The organism is Serratia sp. JSRIV002 (assembly GCF_019968725.1).
GTDB lineage: Bacteria > Pseudomonadota > Gammaproteobacteria > Enterobacterales > Enterobacteriaceae > Chania > Chania fonticola_B.
Genome location: NZ_CP074143.1, coordinates 4,705,415 through 4,728,515, shown reverse-complemented (window position 1 = coordinate 4,728,515; position 23,101 = coordinate 4,705,415). Strand labels below are relative to the sequence as shown.

Here is a 23,101-nt window from a genome sequence, read left to right as displayed (position 1 = left end):
GCCCAGAGGTGAGGATCAGGCTACAATCTCGTAGCAAGGCACGTAGGCGGTTCCCGGCAGTTTCATACGGTGCTGGGCGACAAAGCCCTGCAACAGGTTATCCATCTGCTTCATCATCAACGGATCGCCATGCAGCTTGTAAGGGCCGAACTGTTCGATGGCATGGATGCCGTTCTCCTTCACGTTACCCGCTACGATCCCTGAGAATGCACGTCGCAGGGCCGCAGCCAACTGTTCCGCCGGTTGATTCGGGTACAGGTTGAGGTTGGCCATGTTTTCATGGCTTGGCTCGAAGGGGAGCTGCAGGTCCGGTGCAATACGCATCGACCAGTTAAAGCTGTAGGCATCACCGGTATTGCGGCGGTTTTCTTTCACCAGCGGCATGGCCTTTTTCATCTGACGGGCCACTTCGGCCGGATCGTCGATGATGATGGTGTAGTGGCGGCGGGCCTTCTCGCCCAGCGTATTCATGATGAATTCGTCCAGCACGCGGAAATAATCGGCGCTTTCTTTTGGCCCGGTGAGGATCAGCGGCAGTACCTGCTCGCTGTTTTCCGGGTTCATCAGAATGCCCAACAGATACAGCAGTTCTTCCGCTGTACCGACCCCGCCAGGGAAAATAATGATACCGTGCGCGATCCGCACAAAGGCTTCCAGACGTTTTTCGATATCTGGCATGATCACCAGCTCGTTAACCAGTGGATTCGGCGGCTCGGCGGCAATAATGGAGGGCTCGGTCATGCCGATAAAGCGGCTGTTGTGGTAGCGCTGCTGCGCATGGCCGACGGCGGCCCCTTTCATTGGCGCTTCCATCGCCCCTGGCCCACAGCCGGTACAGATATTCAGCTCGCGCAGGCCCAGCTGGCTACCGACCTTACGGGCATAAAGATATTCGTTTTCATTGATCGAGTGGCCACCCCAGCACACCACCATATTCGGGTCTTCGTCGAGGTGCAGCGTGCGGGCATTACGCAGGATGGAGAACACCAGATTGGTGATATGAATGGAGTCTTCCGAATTCAGGTGTTGGAAACGCCCGGCGCTGTCAATTTGGCCGTGGACAAACAGGATATCGCGCAGCACCGCAAACAGGTTGGCCTGCAGTGAACGAATAATGCGGCCATCAACAAAAGCCTCTTCTGGCGGGTTCACCAGCTCCAGTTTTACGCCGCGTTCACGGCGCAGTACGTTGATATCAAAGTTTTCATAACGCGATAGCAACTGTTTGCTGTTGTCGGTCTGGCTGCCGGAGTTTAACACCGCCAGGGAGCAGTTGCGGAACAAACGGTACAGGTCGCTGCTGGCGGTACGCTTCAGCATGTCTACTTCCAGCTGCGACAACAAATCCATAGCGCCAAGTGGGCTGATATGTGTAATCAAGGTAACTCCTTTGCGCCCATAAATAGGGCGATAATAATCCTTACCTGTCTCTGTGCACTGCGGTAAGAATTTTGTATTGCCTACTGGAATGCCTGAGCAAAAAGCGGGCACTCTTGATTTAACCTTACCGCCGTCTCCGGATTTTTACCAATACAAACCGCCTGTTAGCTCAGTTGTTGAGCATTATTGACGGGCCAGACGGCCATGCGCCGGTTCGAACGCCACATTGCTGCGCCAAGGGTTGATATCCAGACCACCGCGCCGGGTGTAGCGGGCATAAACGCTCAATTGTTGCGGCTGGCAGAAACGCAGCAGATCGTTAAAGATCCGCTCAACGCACTGTTCATGGAATTCGTTGTGATGACGGAACGAAACCAGATAGCGTAGCAGGGCTTCACGGTTGATCTGCGGACCGCGATAGCGGATTTGCACCGAGCCCCAATCGGGCTGGTTGGTGATCAGGCAGTTGGACTTCAGCAGATGGCTGACCAGCGTTTCCTCAACGATTTGGCTACCGGCTGCGCTTTCCAGGTAACCCGTGTCGAACTCGTAGTTATCAATGCTGATGTCTTGCTGGTCGAGGCATTCACCCTCCAACCGGGCGATAGGGCTGCCTTCAAGCCGATCGACGCTGAACAGGCTCACGCTGACATCCCCTTGTGCGCAGGCGGCGAGATCGCGTTGTAGCGTAGAGCGTACCGCTTCCCAGTCTGGGAAGTGGGTTTGGTTAAAGCTGTTGAGATAGAGCTTGAAGCTTTTGGACTCGATCAGGTTGACGCTGTTGGCATTCAGGCTGATTTCTCCCACCGCGACCTGCGGCAGCCCCTTGGCATTGAGCCAGGACAGTTCATACAGCGTCCAGATATCGGCACCGTGGAACGGCAGGTTATCGGGATAAAGCCCCAGCGGCTCCCGGTTCATGCTGCGAGGAACCGCTTGTAACAGTGAGGCATCGTAGCAGTCACGGTATGCGGTTGGCTTGCCCAGCGTCAGTGCCGCCAGAGCCTGATGATCTTGATAGGAGGACATGAGCTGTCACCTTGGTCTTAGATAGGTACAATAGGCACCAGTTTACCGTATGCGAGAAAAAATATGGACCATGATGTATCGCACGCCCTGTGTGAATTTACCCAGCGCTATGTCGACAAATGGCAGCAGCAGTATGGCCATGCCCCGGCTAGCCAGGAACTGTACGGCGTGGCTTCCCCCTGTATTGTCGAAAATCGCGATGATACGGTGTTGTGGCTGCCACAGCCTTTTACGCCAGCGGCCAGCCTGGAAAAGGTGGAGCAGGCGCTGGAACTGCAACTACAGCCGGATATCCACACCTTCTATACCCAACAGTATGCCGGGGATATGAATGCGGAGTTTGGCGAGCATCCGTTGACGCTATTGCAGGTCTGGAGTGAAGACGACTTTATTCGGCTGCAGGAGAATCTGATTGGGCATCTGGTGACGCAAAAACGCCTTAAGCTATCGCCTACGTTGTTCCTGGCGACCACAGAATCGGAAATGACGGTGGTGTCGCTGTGTAATGTCAGCGGCAACGTGCTGCTTGAGCAATTTGGCAGCAAAAAACGCACGCTATTAGCCGCCAGTTTGGGGGATTTTCTCAATGCTTTACGCCCCAGAGTTAATTAATCGGCTAATTTGCCTTTAGTGCGTGTGCGAGATCTCTTACAAAAGCTGTGAGAGATCGCTTTTAATTTTTCGATTTAGTTAGCCATTTTTTAATTATTAGTTATATATATCAGTTTGTTATGTATTTTTGCCGATGTAGGTTAAGTCAAGTTTACTGTAATCCGTCCTACATGCCCTTGTTAACGGGAAGGAAATAAGCGATCTTATGTCTACCGGAAGGAAGCCGGATGGAGCAGGAAAGCGTCAGGATGATGCAGCTTCAGGAAGAAGAAAGGGATGCACTCAGGAAGAGTGGAAAGGATTGGTATCAGGATGATACACAGGATGTTTCAGGATTGAAACCAAGGACACCTCCAGGACGGAGATAGAGAGCCAGCACAGGATTGTTGGTGGGTCAGGAAGGCTGAGGAACCGCGTCAGGATGATGCTAGAGGATTTTGCGAAGGATTGTTTTGGTCAGGATGGCCGAAAGGAAAAGTTTTCAGGGATTGAGCAGGGAGCACACTTGTAGCGGGATTAGCTATAAAACGAACCGGGGGCACTGTTAACGCAGTGCCCCCAACTTTTTGTCTGGAGCAAAGCCAGACAGCAAATCCTGCCTGACTTCCCCCCTCAAGGTTTACCCGATTGCCCCCAACGTATCGCCCGTGCTTTGTTTCTTCGGTAGCAGGAACAGCGTGGCGAAAATATCCAACAGGTAAATAGCGGCCAGCAGGCTGATCGCGGCGGTAAAGGAAACCTGAGTGACCAGCGCACCGATCACCAATGGCCCCAACCCACCGACGCCGCGGCCCAGGTTGAACAGGATATTCTGCGCCGTGGCGCGAGCCTGTACCGGGTAGGTGTCAGAAATCAGCGCGCCGTAGCCGCCAATCATCCCGTTAACGAATACTCCCATCAGTGCACCCGCAAACAGCATCAGCGTGGGATCGGTGAGTTGCGCATAGCTTATGACCATCACCACGGCGCCAACCTGATAAATGACAAAGATGATCCAACGGGGAAAGCGGTCGGCCAATACGCCAAACAGCCAGATACCGAAGGTCATGCCGATCACCGTGACCCCCGTCCAGACGCCAGATTTGGTCAGCGAGAAGCCAAAGTTTTTGGCCAGATAGGTCGGCATCCAGATCATCAGCCCGTAATAGCCAAAGTTCTGCACCGAGCAGAGGATGAAGATTCCCAGGCTGGCCTTGCCGGTGGCGCGATCTTTAAATAGCAGCTTTAATCGTTGAGTAAAGGAGAGCTGCTGTTCGCTGGTTTTCTGCTGCGTAAACTCTTTGGGTTCGCCCATGGTTCGGCGAATAAGGAAGGAAACCAGCGCCGGCAGCAGACCCACCAGAAACATGCCACGCCAGCCGATATAAGGCAGCAACAGCGGGGTGAGGAAGGCTGCGGCAAGCACGCCGAGTTGCCAGCCCATCCCCACATAGGCCGAGGCACGGTTGCGCTTCTCAGCGGGCCAGGCTTCGGCGATCAACGCCATGCCAATGCCGAATTCACCGCCCAGCCCAATCCCCGCTAGGGTGCGATAGGCAAGCAAGTCCCAGTAGCCGACGGCAACGGCGCACAGGCCGGTAAACAGCGAAAACATCAGGATAGTGATGGTCAGCACGCGGATGCGGCCAAAACGGTCGCTGAGATGGCCGAAGATCACGCCGCCAATCACTGCGCCGATCAATGTCCAGGTCACCAGCGAACCGGCTTGTGATGAGGTGAGACCTAGCTCAGTGGTGATCACCGGCAGCATAAAGCCGAGTATCAACAGATCGAAGCCGTCCATAGCATAACCGGTAACCGAAGCCAGCATGGCTTTACCGGGCGTAGCGTGATTTTTATTGAGTGATGTTGCGGGCATGTCTTTTATCATGTGTGATTTTTGGGTGCGCGTATTGTGCCGTGCCAGGCGTGGCGCCACCAGATAAAATTGGGTGCTTTGGGCTTAAATGTTATGCTTTGCGGCTTGCAGCCGTAGGCTGATTAACATGCTTAAATTGTTCGGGAATGTCGATGAGTATATCCAACCAGGTTCGCCACAATTTACAGGCGATTGAACAGTCCATGCGGGATTTGGCGTTGTGGCAGTTGACGCCGCCAGAAGCCGAGGCTTTTGCCAGCACGGAACCCTTTTGCATCGACAGCATGCAGGCCGAAGAGTGGTTGCAGTGGATACTGTTGCCAAGGATGCATGCGCTGCTCGATGCCGATGCACCACTGCCAACGCGTTTTGCCATCACCCCCTATTTTGAAGAAGCGTTAAAGGATAAACAGCCGAACTGCCTGCCGCTGCTGTTGCTGTTACAACAGCTGGATTCACTGCTCAATATCGAGCTGTAATCGCGCTGCATTCTACACCTGCAATCTGCAATTCACCGGTATGGCTAAAATAGAGTTTCCACCGCCGTGTGCAACTAGTAGATAATGTGCACATTACCGCGAGTCACCAAGGAGGGTTTCTCATGTTGAGACAAAATATATTCGGTTGGTTGGGGATTGCGCTAGGCGGCCTGGCGCTGTTATTGGCGATGGTGCATTTCTATGCCGGGCCATTTGCCCCTCAGCAGACGTTGGAAAGCCTCGTGGCGGGCAAAGCGGTGGCCATCAAAGAATCACTGTTGGCCTCATTGGCTGGCCAGCAAATCCCTGAAAAGGTCTCGCGGCCTCATTATGATGTGGATCGGATTTTGAAGATCGTCACTGCCGTATTGGCGGTGGGGGCCGTGATCCTGGGCGCCATTGCTGGTGTGTGTAAGGAAAATCCGCGCGCGGTTTCCGCTGCGGTATTGCTCGGTATTGGCACGCTGGCTTTTCAAATTGCCATGTTTGCTTTTGGCGTGATCATGACCATTCTTCTTATTGTGTTGGTATTGTCACTGATTTCTGGAATGGGTGTAGGCTGTTAGCTGCTTAGGCTCCGTCGTCGGAAACCTTGTCTCTGGGTGTCTTTCAAGGATTAAAAAGGTGCTGCAATCATGGATTTGCTGAAGTTTATCCTCCGTTTGCCTTTTACGTTGATAAAAGGCCTGTTCCGCCTGTTGGCCCTGGTTTTTGGCCTGTTGGGGCGGCTGTTCAAGCCGGTGGTGGGCAACCTGAACTGGAATGCACCTGCCTGGTGGGCAGCGGTATCCGGCGGGGTGAGGCGCGGCTTCCTGCGGCTGGAAGGTGGGGTAGACAAATATCCCAAAGCCATTAGCCTGTCGTTGCTGGTGCTGTTGTGCGCCGCGGGTGGCGCCTTCTACGGATGGCACTGGTGGCTGAATCGGCCACAGCCGATTGAACCGGCACCGATGGTGTACCAGGAAACCAGCGTGCGGGTATCCGATCCTGAGCCGGTTAACTTTGCCGTGCAGAAATCTGCGCCGCAGCAGGTCACCCTCACCTTTAGAAACTCCGTGGCACCGTTGACCGATGCTGGCAAGGTCGTGGAAAAAGGCATCTCCATCAGCCCGGCCCTTGAAGGGCAGTGGAAGTGGAATAACGCCTGGACCCTGGTCTTCACGCCGAAAAACCCATTGCCGATGGGCAGCAAATATGAGGTTAAGCTCGAGCCTGCCGTGTTGCTGGCCCCGCAGATTAAACTCGCCAACACCCACTACAGCTTTAGTGCCCCGGCTTTTGACTATCAACTTGGGCAAGCTGAGTATTATCAAGACCCACAAGATCCGCAAAAGCGCAGCGCTATCTTCAACGTCAAATTCAATGCGCCAGTGGACGTGGCCAGCTTTGAAAAGCAGATCGCCATGGGGTTGATCGAAGCCAACGCCAAATCTGAAAAGAAACTTAATTTCTCCCTGGTTTACGATGCCAAGAAGCTGAACGCCTGGGTGCATTCTGAACCGCTGAAAGCGCTGGATCACGGTGGTAAAGTGCATCTGGTACTGGGCAAGGGCATCAAGTCGGTGGTGTCTGCCAATGAGATCGCTCAATCGAAAGACAGCTGGGTGTCGGTGCCAACTCTGTATAGCCTCACTGTGAAGGACGCTAGCGCCCAGGTGGTCGATAGCGATGGCAGCAAAGGCCAGCGTGCGCTGATCGTCGCCTTCAGCGATGCGATCAAAGACAAAGATGCCGGGCGCGCGGTCAAGGCCTGGCTGTTGCCGCAGCATAATCCTAACGATTCCGAAGCCAGTAACGAACCGGACGATTTTTATCAGTGGGGCGGGACCGAGAGCATCGAAAACAGCGTGATGGCCCAGTCTACGCCGCTGACGCTGACCCTGAATGAAGCGGAAGAGACCTATCAACCGCAGTTCAGCTTCAAGTTTGACGCACCGGCTCACCGCTTTATGCTGCTGGAAATCACTAACCTGATGACCTCTTCGGGCGGCTATAAAATGCCGGAGAAGGTCTACCGTATCGTCGAAGTACCAGACTTCCCGAAAACCTTGCAGTTTATGTCACAGGGTTCTCTGCTGTCGGTGAATGGTGACAAGCAAATCAGCGTGGCGGCGCGTAACGTGCCCGGCCTGCGTCTGGATATCAAGCGGGTGATCCCAAGCCAGCTGCAGCATATCGTCTCATTCAAAAGCAGCGAATACTCTTCGGCCCAGTTCAACCAGCTTAACGATGAATATTTTACCGAACACTTTAACTATCAAACGGTCATCAACAACGATCAGCCGGGTGAAGTAAGCTATAAGGGCATAGATCTCTCACGTTACCTGTCCACCAGCACGGATTCCCATCGCGGCGTGTTCCTGCTGACGCTGTCGGAATGGCAGCCAGAAAAGAAAAAGACGCAGGCCGCAGAGGATGAAGGCGATCAGGGCGAGCAAGAAGGGGATGATTCACCTAGCGTGGGAGATTCTCGCTTTGTTGTCGTCACCGATCTGGGCATCATTGCCAAACGTTCACAGGATAAAACGCGTGATGTGTTTGTCCAATCTATCCACAGCGGTGCGCCAGTCGGTAACGCCAAGGTTTCGGTGATCGCCAAAAACGGCGTGACGCTGCTTAGCCAGGTGACCGATGCCAATGGGCACGTGCGTTTCCCATCGTTAGACGTGTATACCAACGAACGTCAGCCGGTGATGTTCCTGGTGGAAAAAGAGGGCGATGTGTCCTTCTTGCCGACCACCCGCTACAACGACCGCGGGCTGGATTTCTCCCGCTTTGATATTGAAGGCGAAGAAACTCCGATCGATCCACGCACCCTGAGCAGTTACCTGTTCTCCGATCGTGGCGTGTACCGTCCGGGCGATACCTTCAATATTGGTCTGATTACCCGTGCTGCCGATTGGGGCGTAGCCCTGGCTGGCGTACCGGTACGTGCCGAGATCCGCGATCCGCGCGACAAATTGATGACAACGGTGCCGCTGACTCTCGGTGGCAGTGGTTTCAATGAATTGAGTTACACCACCGACGAGAATGCGCCAACGGGCGAATGGAACGTCTACCTGTATCTGATTGGCAAGAATAACGACACTTCCACCTTGCTTGGCCATACCGCCGTCAACGTAAAAGAGTTTGAGCCAGACCAACTGAAGGTGAAGCTGGAGTTGACGCCGAACCGCCAGCAAGGGTGGGTGAAACCTTCTGAGCTGCAGGCGAACATCGATGTGCAGAACCTGTTTGGCACGCCTGCCCAGGATCGCCGAGTTACCTCGAAGCTGACGCTACGGCCAATGTACCCAAGCTTCGATCGCTTCCCGGATTACGCCTTCTTTGAGAACCGCCAGAATAGCGATGGTTTTGAAACCGAGCTGGAAGACCGTACCACCAACGAGCAGGGCGTGGCGAATATCCCACTGGATCTGAAGTCCTATGCGGATGCCACCTATCAGCTACAACTGCTGTCAGAAGCCTTTGTAGCGGGTGGCGGGCGTTCCGTTGCCGCCACCGCTCGGGTGCTGGTATCGCCGTATGACTATCTGGTGGGCGTGAAGCCAGACGGTGATTTAGGCTATATCAACCGGGGTTCAGCGAGAAATCTGAACGTGATTGCCGTCGATCCTTCCCTGAAACAGATTGCACTCGCCGATCTGAAGCAGGTGTTGATCGAGCAGAAATACATCTCGGTGCTGACCAAGCAGGATTCTGGCGTTTATAAATACCAGTCGAAGATGAAAGAGGTGCAGTTGTCCGAGCAGCCGTTGGCGCTGAGCGAGCAGGGCACCGATCTGACCTTGGCAACCGACACCCCGGGTGACTTTGTTCTGGTGATCGAAGATGCACAGGGCAAGGTGCTCAACCGTATCGCCTATAGCGTGGCGGGCAATGCCAACCTCAGCCGTTCGCTGGATCGCAATGCCGAACTGAAGCTGAAACTGAATCAGGCGGAATATCAGCCGGGTGAAGAAATTGAAGTGGCGATCAACGCGCCTTATACCGGCAGCGGTTTGATCACCATCGAAAAAGACCGTGTCTATGCCTGGCAGTGGTTCCACACCGATACCACCAGCTCGGTGCAGAAAATCCGGGTTCCGGCCGGGATGGAAGGCAACGGGTATATCAACGTGCAGTTTGTGCGCGACGTGAACTCCAGCGAGATCTTTATGAGCCCGCTGAGCTATGGCGTCATGCCGTTTAAAATCAGCACCAAAGCCCGGCAAAACGGCCTGGAAATAGTGACGCCTGAGGTGATTAAGCCGGGTGAAAATCTGACCATGACGGTGAAAACCGATGGCCCACAGCAGGTGGCACTGTTTGCCGTAGATGAAGGGATCTTGCAGGTAGCGCGTTACCGCCTGAAAGATCCGCTGGAGTACTTCTTCCGTAAGCGTGAGCTGAGTGTGGAAAGCTCGCAGATCCTCGATCTGATCCTGCCGGAATTCAGCAAGCTGATGGCGCTTTCTGCGGCACCGGGCGGTGATGCGGGTGAAGGGCTGGATCTCAACCTGAATCCGTTCAAGCGCAAGCGCGACAAGCCGGTGGCCTATTGGTCTGGCATTACCGAAGTGAACGGCGAGAAGCAGTTTACCTATCCGGTGCCGGATTACTTCAACGGCAAGATCCGCGTGATGGCCATTTCGGTTACGCCAAGCAAAATCGGCAAGGCCCAAACCTCCGCGACGGTACGTGACAACTTCATCATGACGCCGAATGTGCCTTATATGGTGGCACCGGGGGATGAGTTTGATGTCAGCGTAGGGGTTAGCAATAACCTCGAAGGGTTGAACGGAAAGCCTGTGGCGATCGCCGTGCAGTTGACGCCGCCACCGCAGTTGGAAGTGGTGGGTAAGGCCGAGCAAAGCCTGTCATTGGCGGAGAAGCGTGAAGGCGTGATCAACTTCCGCCTGCGTGCCAAGGCGGCACTGGGTGATGCTCCGTTGGTGTTTGATGCGCGTTACGGTGATAAAACCAGCCGCCGTACCGTTAGCACCTCGGTACGCCCGGCAATGCCTTACCGCACCCAGACGGTGATGGGCCGGATGAGCGGTAGCAGCCAGAATATTGATAATCTGCGGCAGATGTTTGATGCCTATGCGCAGCGTAGCGCGGCGGTATCTCACTCCCCGTTGGTGCTGACCAACGGCCTGGCGCAGTATCTGGCGGATTATCCGTACTACTGTTCTGAGCAGATCGTCAGCCGTTCCATTCCGCTGATCATGCAAAGCCAGCATCCGGAAATGAAAAGCAGCCTGAGCCAGGCCGAAGTCAGCAAACAGCTGAAAAACCTGCTCGGCGTACTGCGTTCCCGCCAGAACGACAGCGGGGCCATTGGTGCCTGGCGTTCATCGCCGGAAACCGATCCTTTCGTCACGCCATACGTGGTGCAATACCTGCTGGAAGCCAAAGCGGCGGGTTATGCTTTGCCGGTGGGGATGCTGGAAGATGCCAACGGTGCGCTGCGTGAACTGGCAGCCAACCGTTATGATGATATGTACCATCTGCGTCTGCGTACCTGGGCAGTCTACCTGCTGACCTTGCAGGGCGAAATTACCACCAACTCGCTGGCCTCGGTGCAGGATACGTTGCAGAAACTGTATCCAGACAGCTGGAAAACCGATCTGAGCGCCCTGTATCTGGCATCGTCTTACCGTCTGCTGAAAATGGACGATGAGGCGAATGCCTTGCTGCAACCTAGCTGGAAGCAACTGAGCAAAGCCTATGACAAAGGCTGGTGGACGCAGAATTACTTCGATCCGCTGGTGCAGGACGCAACGCGTCTGTACCTGATCGCTCGCCACTTCCCGGAGAAGGTGTCTTCCATCCCTCCGCAGGTGCTGGAGAACATGGTCAAGGCGTTGAAAGAAGAGCGCTACACCACCTATTCTTCGGCGATGAGTATCCTGGCGCTGGAAAACTACTCGGCTCAGGTGGCGGCGCAGGCCAATACTAGCGATTCGCTGACGATTGCGCAGAGCGGCAAGCAAGGTAACGTCGATCCGCAGGTGATTTCAGAGATGATAGGGCTGTTTGCCAAAGGCCAGTTTACGGCCGAGGCCAAGGCTATCCGCTTTACCAACAGCGCCGACGCTCCGGCCTGGTATGTGGTCACTCAGGCCGGTTATGATCTGGCTGCTCCACAGAAAGCCATTGCTCGCGGTTTGGAAATTACCCGTGATTACACCGATGAACAGGGCAAACCGGTCACTCAGGTAACGTTAGGACAGAAGATCAACGTTCATCTGAAAATCCGCGCCAATTCGAAAGAAGGGCAGAGCAACCTGGCGATTGTCGATCTGCTGCCTGGCGGATTTGAAGTGGTGCAGCAAACGGCACCAGAGCCAGAATCGACCGGCGAAGACGGTGAAGCCAGCGAGAATACGGATGCAGGGTGGCAGTCACCACTGGCTGCCTCGGGCTCCACTTGGGCACCTGATTACAGTGATATCCGCGAAGACCGGGTGATTATCTATGGTAGCGCCAGCACCGATGTGCAGGAGTTTGTCTACCAGATTAAAGCGACCAACACCGGTAGCTTTGTGATCCCTCCGGCTTATGGCGAAGCCATGTACGATCGTGAAGTGCAGGCCATGTCGGCCAGCAGCGGTAAACTGGTGGTTGTACCGGCGGAAAGTCAATAAGCCATCGCGATGCCCCGCAGCGTTGAGCTGCGGGGTTCGTGGGTATCGAGACTCCATGAAAATCCTTCCTGTATCTGCTGTGGCAAAACGCTGGCTGCAAAATATCCTGATGGCGGTATTTCTGCTGGCGCTGGGCCTGGTAGGTGCCCGGCTGTGGCCGCATCCTCCTCTTTCGCAGGGCGTGCCCTTCTCTACGGTTTACTACGATCGCCACGGGACGCTGATGCGCCTCACGTTGGCCAATGACGACCGTTATCGCCTGTGGACGCCGTTGGAAAAGATCTCGCCGTTGGCGGTGCAGGGTATTTTGCTGCATGAAGATCGCTGGTTCTATTACAACCCCGGATTTAACCCCGTCAGTCTGCTGCGTGGCTTTTGGCGCAGCTACGTAGCCGGCGGCAAAATGCAGGGCGGTTCGACCATCACCATGCAGCTGGCGCGCATGCATTGGCATCTGAATACCCGTACACCCGGCGGTAAACTGATGCAGGTTCTGCGGGCCGTGCAGTTGGAACTCAGCTACTCCAAGCACGATATTCTGGAAGCCTATCTCAATTACGCCCCCTATGGCCGCAATATTGAAAGCATCGGTGCGGCCAGCCTGATCTATTTTGCCAAGGCACCGCAGGATCTGACCTTGCCGGAGGCGCTGACGCTCTCGGTGTTACCACAGTCACCCAGCTATCGTATCGATCCTAAAACCGGCGTGTTGGGGCAAGCCCTGACGCAGGCCCGTAACCGCCTGTTTCAACGCTGGCAGGGCGTGTATAGCACCGACAGTAGTCAGCGTGCCTTGTTTCAACTCCCTTTGGCACTGCGCCAACCAGAACGGATGCCGTACATTGCTCCACACTTTATCGAACAGTTGCGTCAACAGACCCAGCAGTTAGTGCAGTTGGATACCCGTGTGGATACCACGTTGGATGCCGGGCTCCAGCGGCTGATCGAAAGGCAGGTGAACGCGTTTATCGTCCGTAACCAGAGCCGGGGGATCCATAATGCCTCGGTGCTGTTGGTGGATAGCCGTGATATGGGGATAAGGGCGCTGGTAGGCTCTGCCGATTATTACAACCGCGAGATCCAGGGGCAGGTGAACGGGACCAATGCCAAGCGCTCCCCTGGTTCGACCCTCAAGCCCTTTATTTATGCTTTGGGGATGGAGCAGGGCGTACTGCATCCGATGACCATCCTGAAGGACGTGCCTTCATCCTTTGGCGCCTATGCGCCAGAAAACTTTGACCGACGTTTCCTGGGGCCGGTAACGGCGACGGATGCGTTGAATTTCAGCCGTAATATTCCTGCGGTGTACGTAGCTTCACAACTACGGCAACCGACGTTTTACCAGTTTTTAAGCCTGTCCGGCATCGCCAACCTGGCCAGTGAAAACCATTATGGATTGTCGCTGGTGTTGGGGGGCGGTGAAATCACTGCTCAGGAACTGGCGAAGCTGTATGCGCTGTTGGCTAACCGGGGCGCATTGCGCCCATTACGGATGCAAAAGAGTGATGCCTATCCGCCACCAATCCGTTTGCTCAGCGAAGAAGCCAGCTTTACTACGCTGGATATGCTGCGCCAGCACCGCCGGCCTGGTGACACTTTGGCACAACGCTCGTCATCCCTGCCGGTCTATTGGAAAACAGGGACCTCCTGGGGCTTCCGCGATGCCTGGAGCGTCGGGATCTTCGGGCCTTACGTGCTGGTGGTATGGGAAGGGAATTTCGACAGCAGAGGCAACAACGTGTTTGTGGGGGCCGATGCGGCAGCCCCGCTATTTTTCAATATTATCGACAGCATTAACGCCAGCTATCCGGCCTTGCAGGAGCCGAAACACCCCTTCCCGAAACAGTTGAAGCGGGTGGATATTTGCTTGGCCAGCGGCAACCTGCCGACGCAGTGGTGCCAGCAGAAAGGCAAAACCTGGTTTATCCCCGGCAAGTCGCCGATCAAGGTCGATACCGTCTATCGCCCGGTGGTGTTGGATATTCACAGCGGTGAGGTGGCCTGCCCGCCGTATGATGAAACACAAACCCGCACCGAAGTGTTTGAGTTCTGGCCTTCCGATCTGGCTAACGTGTTTGCGCAGGCTGGATTACCCAAGCGAGCTCCGCCGGTAAACCATTGCAAGGATAATGCGGTGGCGATGGGGGGCAACCCGCCGCGCATTACCTCGCCGCTGAAAAATACCACCTATACCTTGCGGCAATCGCAGCAGGGGCGTGACAAAATCTCCTTCAATGCGGTGACGGATGCGGACAGTAAAATGGTGTATTGGTTTGTCGATGATATTTATCTTGGCAGCAGCGGCAGTAAAACCGCCATCGATTGGCGGCCGGTCAACAATGGCCAGTATCGCATCCGGGCGGTGGACGATCATGGCCGGGCCGATAGCCGCCTGATCACCATTGAGCTGGTGAACTAAGATGCCTCTCCCCTCACCCTAACCCTCTCCCACAGGGAGAGGGTTAGGGTGAGCGTGTTTGAAATGGTAGTGACTTACCTTGGATAAAGAAGGTTATTGAGTTTGCTTCTACTTCCAAAACAGCTTTAGAGTTTGCTTGAGATTTTCTCTTTACTGCCAAAAGAGCAGGGCCATCAGCTCGCTATCCTTGCGAAAGAGGGTTGGGATGAGGGGGCGTAAATGCCCGCTTTCTGCGCCATCGTCTGCAAATGACCAAAAACATTACCAACGCGTAAGCCGTTATGCTCATACTCGTTGGTGATCCACGGCGTCAAATTACCCACCTGTTGCGCCGTCGCCAGCGAGAGCTGCAAATCGACATACATATCGCTGAAATAAATGGCGGCGAATACCGGTACCCGATTGTCGAGCAGGCGATCGCTGTTATACAGCGGTGACCACACGCGGCGATCGGCCAGCAACTTAACGGGTTCATTGAAGGGGCGCAGAGCGGCGATCTCGGTGAACATCCAGGGATAGATCATTTCCCCGGTCAGGTAAAGCGGGCGCCGATCTTCGGCGAAAGCATCGAAGTTGCCCCGTTGCCGCTGGGCGGCCCAATTGGTGGCCTTATCCTGTGCGTAGATACTTTCATGCAGCGCGGCAAACAGCGGATTCTCCGCGTAGCTGGTCAACGCCATTACCTGTGACAAAAAGGTGTCGCTGAATTCACCGTCCGGGTTGAAGGCTTCGTCAAACAGCCAAAGTAGCCGCTCGTAACCTTCACTCATGCCAAGATCGATCCCCAGGCTTTGCAGGCGGCGTATGGTCAGCCGGTCGCCATCGGGCAACAACACCTCTTCCTGCTCTAGTTTGTCGGCAATCTGACCGATAAGCGGCTCCAGATGTGGGTAACGCTGATAGAAGATGCGATTTTTGGCGATCACCTGTGGATAGGTATGAGCGTAGACTTCATCGGCATCGGGCTGCAGGCTTGCCAGGCCGCCGGTCATAAAGCAGCAGTGGAGACCTTCCGGCGCCTGAGAAAGATAGGTCAGCGTGATAAAGCCGCCATAGCTTTGCCCCAGCGTGCTCCACGGGCGATCGCCAAAGCAGTTTTTACGCAGATATTCGGCATCGCTCACTATCGAGTCGGCGCGGAAGCAGGCCAGGTAATCTGCCGCCTGGTGGGCGGTTAGCCCGGCCAGACTCTTACCTTCAATGCGGCTGCTGCGCCCGGTGCCACGCTGATCGAGCAGGATCACCCGATAGCTTTTGAGGGCTTCGGCGATCCAACTGCTGCGTGCCGTAGGGCGTGGGCTTTTCCCTCCGGGACCACCTTGTAAAAACAGCAGACAAGGGAGTTGTTCATCACGGCGTAACGGGTCAACCAACTCACGGGCAAAGATCTCAATGGTGCGGGTATCCTTGTTATTGAACCAATTCAGCGGGACCTGGACCAGGTGTTCACGCACCCAGATCGCTGGCAACAAATATTCTCGTTCAACGCTCATGTTTTTCTCTCCCTATTATGGTGTTCTCTTTTTTCTGCCGGTTATTTTAATGCCATATCGGTGTTTACGCGGAGCGTTCAGATCTACTCTATTTTATCGATAAGCAACAATAGTCCGGAGTTTGAAGAGTGAACATCAGCGTAACAGGAGGAATGAACTTAGCAAATGCATGAGTGATTAAATTTTAGTCAAAATGTGCAAGAGTGTGACTGAATAAGTATTCTTGACTGATGAATATAAAGGGAGTGCTGGTGGCAGTGGGAGCCACCAGTCAACATCGAGCGGGCTCAGCCGTTATCTATGACGTCGGCAGCAAGGAACTCAAAGGGAGGGCTGGTTTTAAACTCAGCGGAAACTTCACCGGTAAAATCTGCCATCTCATCTTTACCCAGCGTCAGCTTTTTAACCGGAGCGCCGGCAGCAAAGTTGACCCGTTTCAGGTCTACCCAAAAAGTACTGCTGCCCAGTGCCGATTCAAAGTAGTACAGCTTGTTCTTTTGATCGGCCAGGGTGCGCCAACGAGTGGAAGAAATATTGGGTTCTTCAGGGGTCGTGATGCCAAAGGGCACAGAAACATTGCGCATAACGCTCAGCACGCTAGAGGCTGCCAGCCTGGCCTGATGATATTTCGGGATAGCGTTGATATAAAACTGTGCGCGTACAAAACGGTCGGCAGCACGGTTTGTGCCAGGCAGCATGACGTTACCCCCAATCCCTTGCCAGTATTTGGTGATGGCCAACTGCTGATCGAAGGTAGGGGAATTGGTCAGGACCTGATAGTCGCGGCTATGGTGAATCACTAATTTGCCGTTAATGTATTCGAAAATGGCACTGTCCCCACTGGCATCGGACAACGACAAATGAAGGGAGGCCAAACGTTCCTGGCCAGGCACACCGCCGGTCACAACGATAAAAGGGGCCTTTTCCAGTGAGTTAACCGCTTCTTGCACCGTGGCGAAGTTATCCAACGCATACTGTGCCCATGCTGCCAATGATAAGGTTGGCTGCTGGCCATCGAATGCCGGGTATTGAGATTCCACCAACCACAGCATATTGGCCACCAGACCTTTTTCATTCATACCATCGGTGGTTGCAACACCATAGGCGGAAGTCACGACGCTGCCGTATTTAGATGTCCATTTGATCGAGTTGCTGCCTGCATTACCACTGCGCTCCATTCCTTGCGGGAAAATCCACAGGTCAGAGTGCAGCTGTTCTTTCCAGTCCATAGTGCGGCCGGTGATCACCAGATTACCTTCGCCGTGGTAGACCGCGCGAGTACAGGCCATTGCCAACTGTGGTGAAAACAGAATGCCGCACATGGACAATAAAAGGGGGGTTATCAAAAGCGTTATATTCCAACTCACCGTTATCTCTCCTTGCTACTTTTTGTACAGTGTAGGCACTACTGACCCGTGGGGCAAAAACGAGAGCGCCAAACGGGATTTTCGTTTCGTTATTATTTATGTTTGACGATAGAATCAATCAATTACCTATCTCCTTGCCCCTGCAAACCGGCCAGCAGGCTGCAGCTTGCAGGGGCAAGGAGATAAAATGCATGATTAATCTATGGAAAAAATCACTCTATGAAGGTGTTGTACCAGGACGAACATCTGATCGCCGTTAACAAACCCTCAGGTTGGCTGGTGCATCGTAGCTGGCTGGATCGTCACGAGACGAGGTTTGTCATGCAAACCGTGCGCGATCAGATTGGCCAGCACGTATTTACCGTACACCGCCTGGATCGTCCTACTTCCGGCATATTGCTGATGGCGTTGTCCAGCGATGTGGCTCGGTTATTATCGCAACAGTTTGAACTGCATCAGGTACAGAAAACCTATCACGCGGTGGTGCGGGGCTATGTTTTAGAGGGCGGCACCGTTGATTATGCGCTGACGGAAGAGTTGGATAAGTTGGCGGATAAACATGCCAACCCGGATAAAGCTCCAAAACCGGCGGTAAGTCATTATCAGCCCTTGGCAACGGTGGAGATGCCGGTGGCGATTGGCCGCTATGACACCTCGCGCTATAGCCTGGTTGAGCTGAAACCAGAGACCGGGCGTAAGCATCAGCTGCGTCGTCATATGGTGCACCTGCGCCATCCGATTATTGGTGATACCGCTCACGGCGATCTGCGGCAAAACCGCGGGATGGCCGAACATTTTGGTTGTTCACGCCTGATGCTGCACGCCAGCCATCTTCAACTTACTCATCCGGTGAGCGGCCAACCGCTGCATATTTCCGCGCCCTGGGAAGCGGATTGGCAAGGTGTCATGTCACAATTTGGCTGGCATAACGTGCTGCCAGAACTTGAGTTTCCGCAGGCTAACGGTCAGGATAGCTAATCATTTTTCAACGGTCATAAGGGAGCAGCAACGATGGCTCAGGTCGGCATTTTCGTTGGAACGGTCTACGGTAACTCTTTGTTAGTGGCGGAAGAGGCAGAAAATATCCTGCAACAACAGGGCCATGAGGTCAAAGTGTTTGAGGAAGGGACGCTGGCAGAGTGGCAGTTTTACCGCCAGCATTATGCGCTGGTCGTGACTTCCACCACCGGGCAAGGGGACTTGCCTGACAGTATTGCACCCCTGTTCCAGGCTATTCGCGACCAGGTGGGCTATCAGCCGGAGCTGCGTTATGGCTTGATTGCACTGGGTGATAGTAGCTATGACAATTTCTGCGGTGCCGGGCGTACCTTTGATGCTTTGCTGCAGGAGCAGGGAGCGACGCGCGTAGGTGAAGTGCTGGAGATCGATGCGATCGAGCAACCTGAACCGGAAGTGGTTTCCTGCCCGTGGGTAGAGCAGTGGGGCGCCTTGTTGAAATAGTCTCTCGATGCCTGGTGGCGAGCGGCCAGGCACGACTTTATTCCTGCTATCCCCTGTGGTAAAGCTAAAGCAAAAAAAAACCTAATCCCTTACGCACTCAAGGCCGCAGCCAGCAAGCGTTAAAGAATTAGGTTTTGCCTGCCGGAGCAGTAACTACCCTATCGATTACCGATTTACCCTATCACACGGAAAACCGGCAAAATGTGAACCCGCTGGCACACAGGCGAACAAATTATCGCCGAAGTTTGCTGTTATTTACCGCGCGTCAGCTTTTCCAGATCGGATTCGATCTCGGCAATCTTGTTGGTGACCACGTTTTGCAGGTGCTGCAGGTCATCAAGGATCTTGCGTTTCAGATCCACTTCCACCTGATCGCGCTGGCAGAGTTGATCCAGTTCATCGATCACGTAGCGCAGGTTGGGGTTGATCTCATGGATCTCTTTGTAACCCTGGCCGGCATTGTCTGCCACCACGGTTTTGCGCTGGCGTGGATACTTGAACTTCACGCTCTTGGCAAAGAACTCGCCCTTATCTTTGCGGAAGTAAATCTTGAGGATGTCGTTATTGGCCTCCTGACGCAGGCTATAGCGATCGATATCTTCCGGTTGATTGATACCTAAACTTTTCAGGTTGTCATACATAATAGCGCCACCTTTTAATCAACTATATTTGCCTGATTAGCCAATATGCAGTGTAGTGAGCTGCAAATCGAAACACATCAGGAATATTCCACTGCCAGAGAGTATGGCGAAAACGCCCGTCACAGACTGTGACGGCCCGCGTATTGAAGGCAAAAAAATGGCGGGTGCTGCACCCGCCGTTCAAGCTTAGTCGATAGTGCGCAATAACTCATTGATCCCGACTTTGCCACGGGTCTTGGCGTCCACTTTCTTGACGATCACAGCGCAATACAGGCTGTAGGAACCATCTTTGGAAGGCAGGTTGCCGGATACGACCACGGAGCCAGCAGGTACGCGGCCATAGTGCACTTCACCGGTTTCACGATCGTAGATACGGGTGCTTTGGCCCAGATAAACGCCCATTGAGATCACGGAACCTTCTTCCACGATCACGCCTTCAACCACTTCTGAACGCGCACCGATAAAGCAGTTGTCTTCGATGATGGTTGGGTTGGCCTGCAACGGCTCCAGCACGCCACCGATGCCGACGCCGCCGGACAGGTGAACGTTTTTGCCGATCTGCGCACAAGAGCCTACGGTGGCCCAGGTATCTACCATGGTGCCTTCGTCGACGTAGGCACCGATGTTGACGTAAGAAGGCATCAGCACGGTGTTACGAGCGATAAATGCCCCCTGACGCACGGTAGCCGGTGGCACTACGCGGAAGCCTTCCTTCTGGAAGCGAGCTTCATCGTAGTCAGCGAATTTCATCGGCACTTTGTCGTAATAGCGGGTTTCTGCACCGTCCATTACCTTGTTGTCGTTGATACGGAAAGACAGCAGGACGGCTTTTTTCAGCCACTGATGGGTAACCCATTGCCCCTCGATCTTCTCGGCAACGCGCAGGGCGCCGCTGTCCAGCAGGGCGATCACCTGGTTTACCGCTTCACGCGTTACGGTGTCTACGTTGGCCGGGGTAATATCCGCACGGCGTTCGAAGGCGCTTTCAATAACGTTCTGTAATTGCTGCATGCTGTTCTCTGTCCTGATTTTATTTACGAAAGGTTACTTTTATCACATTTTATCGGTTGGATTGAGTGCCTCTGTCAACCGTTGTTCTAATTTTCTGCGTGTTTGCGGATCCAGCGCCCGGCGATCGGCATCGGCCAAAATAAACAAATCCTCGACCCGTTCGCCGATGGTGGAGATACGTGCGCCGTGCAGCGACAGGCCCAGATCGGCGAAAACCTCACCCACGCGTGCCAGCAGGCCGGGCTGATCGAGGGCAATTAGCTCCAGATAGCTGCGGCGATCGGTATGAGTTGGCAGGAAGCTGACCTCTGTCGGTACGCTGAAATGGCGTAGTTTGGACGACGGACGCCGAGCGCGCGGCGGTAGATAATCTCGCTGGGTGATAGCTTGCTCCAGCGCATGGCGGATCGCAGCATGACGATCCTGGGCCAGCGGGCTGCCGTCCGGCTCCAGCACGATAAAGGTGTCCATGGCCATGCCGTCGCGGTTGGTGAAGATCTGGGCGTCATGCACGCTGAGATTGCGCCGATCCAGCTCACCGGCAACGGCGGCGAACAGGTAAGGGCGATCCGGGCTCCAGATAAAGATCTCGGTGCCGCCACGCGTGGCCTGGTGGCTGACCAGCACCAGTGGCTTGGTTGAGTCATGGGCCAGCAGGTGGCGGGCGTGCCAGGCGAGCTGATTCGGTGAGTGGCGCAGGAAATAGTCGGCGCGGCAGCGGCTCCAGATATGGTGCAGCGCTTCTTCATCGATATTATCCATACGCAACAATGCCAGCGCCTGTAAACGATGGTGGCGCACCCGCTCGCGCAGATCCGGGCTGTTCTGCATACCACGGCGCAGTTGCTTCTCGGTGGCGAAATACAGCTCGCGCAACAGGCTCTGTTTCCAACTGTTCCACAAGGTCTCGTTGGTGGCACAGATATCGGCGACCGTCAGGCAAACCAGGTAGCGTAGACGGGTTTCGCTTTGCACTTCGCTACTGAACTGCTGGATCACGGTCGGGTCCTGAATGTCACGTCGTTGCGCGGTAACCGACATCAGCAGGTGGCAGCGTACCAGCCAGGCAACCAGCTGTGCTTCGCGTGAGTTCAAGCCATGCAATGCAGCAAACTCCAGGGCGTCTTGGGCGCCTAAAATGGAGTGATCGCCCCCGCGCCCTTTGGCGATATCGTGGAACAGCGCCGCTAGCAACAGCAATTCTGGGTGAGGCAGGCGAGGATAAAGCTCCACGCACAGCGGATGGCGTGGGCGAGTTTCCTCATCGGAGAAGCTTTCCAGCTTTTGCAGCACACGCACGGTATGTTCATCGACGGTATAGGCATGGAACAGGTCAAACTGCATCTGGCCGACGATGCTGCCCCATTGCGGCATATAGGCCCACAGCACGCTGTGGCGATGCATTGGCACCAACGCCCGTGAGACCGCGCCTGGGTGTCGCAGAATGGCCATAAACAGCTCTCTGGCCTCGGGAATGTTGCACAGTGGCTGTTTCAGGTGGCGGCGCGCATGGCGCAACTGGCGTACGGTGGTGGAGTAGATGCCTTTGATTTCGCGGTTGCGTACCATCAGGTAGAACATGCGCATGATGGCTTCGGGCTGGCGGATAAACAGCGTTTCGTCGCGCAAATCGATCAGATCGCCACGCAGCTGAAAATCATCGTTCAGCGGGCGGGGTTTCTCCGTGGCGTCCAATGCCAGGATCGCTTCATCGAACAGCTGTAGCAGCATGTGGTTCAGCTCGCCGACGCGGCGCGTCATGCGATAGAAATCCTTCATCATGCGCTCTACCGGTTCATTGCCTTCCCCCTCGTAGCGCAACAGCTGGGCCACGCTGAGCTGGCGATCGAACAGCAGGCGGTTGTCATAACGCGGCAGCGCCAGGTGCAGGGCAAAACGAATACGCCACAGGAAGCTTTGGCATTCGTTCAATTCGTTGCGCTCGGCCTGAGTCAGGAAGCCAAAACCGACCATCTCATCGAGCGAGGTGGCGCCGAAATGGCGGCGGGCCACCCACATCAGCGTATGAATATCACGCAGGCCACCGGGGCTGCTCTTGATATCCGGCTCCAGGTTGTAGCTGGTACCGTGATAGCGCTGGTGGCGTTGCTGCTGTTCGATCAGCTTGGCGTCAAAGAATTTGGGCGAAGGCCAGAAGCCGTCGCTGAAAATGTGCTTTTGCAATTGCAGGAACAGGGCGACGTCGCCGCAGATCATGCGGGATTCGATCAGGTTGGTGGCAACGGTCAGGTCCGCCAAGCCTTCCAGCAGGCACTCTTCGAGCGTGCGCACGCTGTGGCCGACTTCCAGTTTGAGATCCCACAGCAGGGTAATGAATTCACCGACGCGAGCGGCCTGTTCATCGTTCAGGCGAGTCTGGCTGAGTACCAGCACGTCGATATCAGACAGCGGGTGCAGTTCACCACGGCCATAGCCGCCAACGGCCAGCAGCGCCGTTTCGGGGATAGTGTCAAAGCCGTAAAACAGCCACAGCCGCCGCAATAGCCGATCGATAAACTTGCTGCGCGCCGCCACCAGGCTTTCGGCACTGGCACCAGCATTGAAGGCCGCTGCCAGCCACTGCTGAAACTGCTCAAGCCGCTGTTTGAGGGCCAGGCAATTAATCTCTTCATCGGCATAGGTGCTGGGAGCATCCGGCTTCTTGGGTACGGCCGGGGTTTCTAGCTCACGATAATTTTCAGACATGTTTCGCCGCCCA

Annotated in this window: 15 protein-coding genes; 7 read left to right on the top strand and 8 right to left on the bottom strand. The window is 54.8% G+C overall.

Annotated features, from left to right (window positions below; genetic code table 11):
• Positions 1 to 15: 15 nt before the first annotated feature.
• Together ppnN and queF are read right to left on the bottom strand one after the other, a co-directional pair.
• Complete coding sequence (ppnN, locus tag KGP26_RS22220) at positions 16 to 1,380, bottom strand: nucleotide 5'-monophosphate nucleosidase PpnN (protein ID WP_021179892.1); 1,365 nt, start codon at positions 1,378 to 1,380, stop codon at positions 16 to 18.
• 183 nt (positions 1,381 to 1,563) lie between these two features.
• Entirely contained in the window at positions 1,564 to 2,409 is an 846-nt protein-coding gene (queF, locus tag KGP26_RS22215; protein ID WP_223664626.1) for an NADPH-dependent 7-cyano-7-deazaguanine reductase QueF, read from the bottom strand.
• Between the two features lie 63 nt (positions 2,410 to 2,472).
• Between queF and syd the strand changes: the two genes are divergently transcribed.
• On the top strand, positions 2,473 to 3,021 hold the full coding sequence (gene syd / locus KGP26_RS22210; RefSeq protein ID WP_021806117.1) for a SecY-interacting protein: 549 nt from the start codon (positions 2,473 to 2,475) through the stop codon (positions 3,019 to 3,021).
• A 619-nt stretch (positions 3,022 to 3,640) separates the two neighbouring features.
• Here the strand turns inward: syd and KGP26_RS22205 are convergent.
• Complete coding sequence (locus KGP26_RS22205) at positions 3,641 to 4,879, bottom strand: MFS transporter (protein ID WP_071682804.1); 1,239 nt, start codon at positions 4,877 to 4,879, stop codon at positions 3,641 to 3,643.
• A gap of 152 nt (positions 4,880 to 5,031) precedes the next feature.
• Here KGP26_RS22205 and KGP26_RS22200 point away from each other — a divergent pair, with 152 nt between their 5' ends.
• The 4 genes from KGP26_RS22200 (at position 5,032) to pbpC (ending at position 14,409) form a co-directional block, all read left to right on the top strand.
• Entirely contained in the window at positions 5,032 to 5,358 is a 327-nt protein-coding gene (locus KGP26_RS22200; protein WP_223664625.1) for a YqcC family protein, read from the top strand.
• A 122-nt stretch (positions 5,359 to 5,480) separates the two neighbouring features.
• Positions 5,481 to 5,924 carry a hypothetical protein gene (locus KGP26_RS22195; RefSeq protein ID WP_218518966.1) on the top strand — a complete coding sequence of 148 codons (444 nt, stop codon included), beginning with the start codon at positions 5,481 to 5,483 and terminating at the stop codon, positions 5,922 to 5,924.
• Positions 5,925 to 5,993: 69 nt separating this feature from the next.
• Entirely contained in the window at positions 5,994 to 11,990 is a 5,997-nt protein-coding gene (locus KGP26_RS22190; RefSeq protein ID WP_223664624.1) for an alpha-2-macroglobulin, read from the top strand.
• A 55-nt stretch (positions 11,991 to 12,045) separates the two neighbouring features.
• On the top strand, positions 12,046 to 14,409 hold the full coding sequence (gene pbpC, locus KGP26_RS22185) for a penicillin-binding protein 1C (protein WP_223664623.1): 2,364 nt from the start codon (positions 12,046 to 12,048) through the stop codon (positions 14,407 to 14,409).
• A 173-nt stretch (positions 14,410 to 14,582) separates the two neighbouring features.
• On the opposite strand, the gene KGP26_RS22180 is transcribed toward pbpC, so the two are convergent.
• A complete protein-coding gene (locus KGP26_RS22180) occupies positions 14,583 to 15,902 on the bottom strand; it encodes an alpha/beta fold hydrolase (RefSeq protein WP_094981695.1) in 1,320 nt (439 codons plus the stop codon).
• Between the two features lie 287 nt (positions 15,903 to 16,189).
• Entirely contained in the window at positions 16,190 to 17,224 is a 1,035-nt protein-coding gene (locus tag KGP26_RS22175) for a linear amide C-N hydrolase (RefSeq protein WP_094981696.1), read from the bottom strand.
• Positions 17,225 to 17,488: 264 nt separating this feature from the next.
• Between KGP26_RS22175 and truC the strand changes: the two genes are divergently transcribed.
• A complete protein-coding gene (gene truC, locus KGP26_RS22170) occupies positions 17,489 to 18,247 on the top strand; it encodes a tRNA pseudouridine(65) synthase TruC (protein WP_115159684.1) in 759 nt (252 codons plus the stop codon).
• A gap of 33 nt (positions 18,248 to 18,280) precedes the next feature.
• On the top strand, positions 18,281 to 18,730 hold the full coding sequence (locus KGP26_RS22165; RefSeq protein ID WP_021806110.1) for a flavodoxin: 450 nt from the start codon (positions 18,281 to 18,283) through the stop codon (positions 18,728 to 18,730).
• A gap of 251 nt (positions 18,731 to 18,981) precedes the next feature.
• On the opposite strand, the gene KGP26_RS22160 is transcribed toward KGP26_RS22165, so the two are convergent.
• From KGP26_RS22160 to glnD, 3 genes are all read right to left on the bottom strand, one after another.
• Positions 18,982 to 19,371 (bottom strand): DUF3461 family protein, encoded by a 390-nt coding sequence (locus KGP26_RS22160; RefSeq protein WP_021179904.1) that lies wholly within the window; start codon positions 19,369 to 19,371, stop codon positions 18,982 to 18,984.
• Positions 19,372 to 19,557: 186 nt separating this feature from the next.
• The gene (gene dapD / locus KGP26_RS22155) at positions 19,558 to 20,382 is read right to left on the bottom strand and encodes a 2,3,4,5-tetrahydropyridine-2,6-dicarboxylate N-succinyltransferase (protein WP_021179905.1); all 825 of its coding nucleotides are present in this window, start codon (positions 20,380 to 20,382) and stop codon (positions 19,558 to 19,560) included.
• A gap of 42 nt (positions 20,383 to 20,424) precedes the next feature.
• Entirely contained in the window at positions 20,425 to 23,088 is a 2,664-nt protein-coding gene (gene glnD, locus KGP26_RS22150; RefSeq protein WP_179253216.1) for a bifunctional uridylyltransferase/uridylyl-removing protein GlnD, read from the bottom strand.
• Between the last annotated feature and the right edge of the window lie 13 nt (positions 23,089 to 23,101).

Excerpts from the sequence above, each read along its gene's own strand:
- queF (WP_223664626.1), bottom strand. The coding sequence starts at position 2,409 with ATGTCCTCCTATCAAGATCATCAGGCTCTGGCGGCACTGACGCTGGGC.
- KGP26_RS22195 (WP_218518966.1), top strand. The coding sequence starts at position 5,481 with ATGTTGAGACAAAATATATTCGGTTGGTTGGGGATTGCGCTAGGCGGC.
- syd (WP_021806117.1), top strand. The coding sequence starts at position 2,473 with ATGGACCATGATGTATCGCACGCCCTGTGTGAATTTACCCAGCGCTAT.
- dapD (WP_021179905.1), bottom strand. The coding sequence starts at position 20,382 with ATGCAGCAATTACAGAACGTTATTGAAAGCGCCTTCGAACGCCGTGCG.
- truC (WP_115159684.1), top strand. The coding sequence starts at position 17,489 with ATGAAGGTGTTGTACCAGGACGAACATCTGATCGCCGTTAACAAACCC.
- pbpC (WP_223664623.1), top strand. The coding sequence starts at position 12,046 with ATGAAAATCCTTCCTGTATCTGCTGTGGCAAAACGCTGGCTGCAAAAT.
- KGP26_RS22180 (WP_094981695.1), bottom strand. The coding sequence starts at position 15,902 with ATGAGCGTTGAACGAGAATATTTGTTGCCAGCGATCTGGGTGCGTGAA.
- glnD (WP_179253216.1), bottom strand. The coding sequence starts at position 23,088 with ATGTCTGAAAATTATCGTGAGCTAGAAACCCCGGCCGTACCCAAGAAG.
- KGP26_RS22205 (WP_071682804.1), bottom strand. The coding sequence starts at position 4,879 with ATGCCCGCAACATCACTCAATAAAAATCACGCTACGCCCGGTAAAGCC.
- KGP26_RS22190 (WP_223664624.1), top strand. The coding sequence starts at position 5,994 with ATGGATTTGCTGAAGTTTATCCTCCGTTTGCCTTTTACGTTGATAAAA.
- KGP26_RS22165 (WP_021806110.1), top strand. The coding sequence starts at position 18,281 with ATGGCTCAGGTCGGCATTTTCGTTGGAACGGTCTACGGTAACTCTTTG.
- KGP26_RS22200 (WP_223664625.1), top strand. The coding sequence starts at position 5,032 with ATGAGTATATCCAACCAGGTTCGCCACAATTTACAGGCGATTGAACAG.
- KGP26_RS22160 (WP_021179904.1), bottom strand. The coding sequence starts at position 19,371 with ATGTATGACAACCTGAAAAGTTTAGGTATCAATCAACCGGAAGATATC.
- KGP26_RS22175 (WP_094981696.1), bottom strand. The coding sequence starts at position 17,224 with ATGTGCGGCATTCTGTTTTCACCACAGTTGGCAATGGCCTGTACTCGC.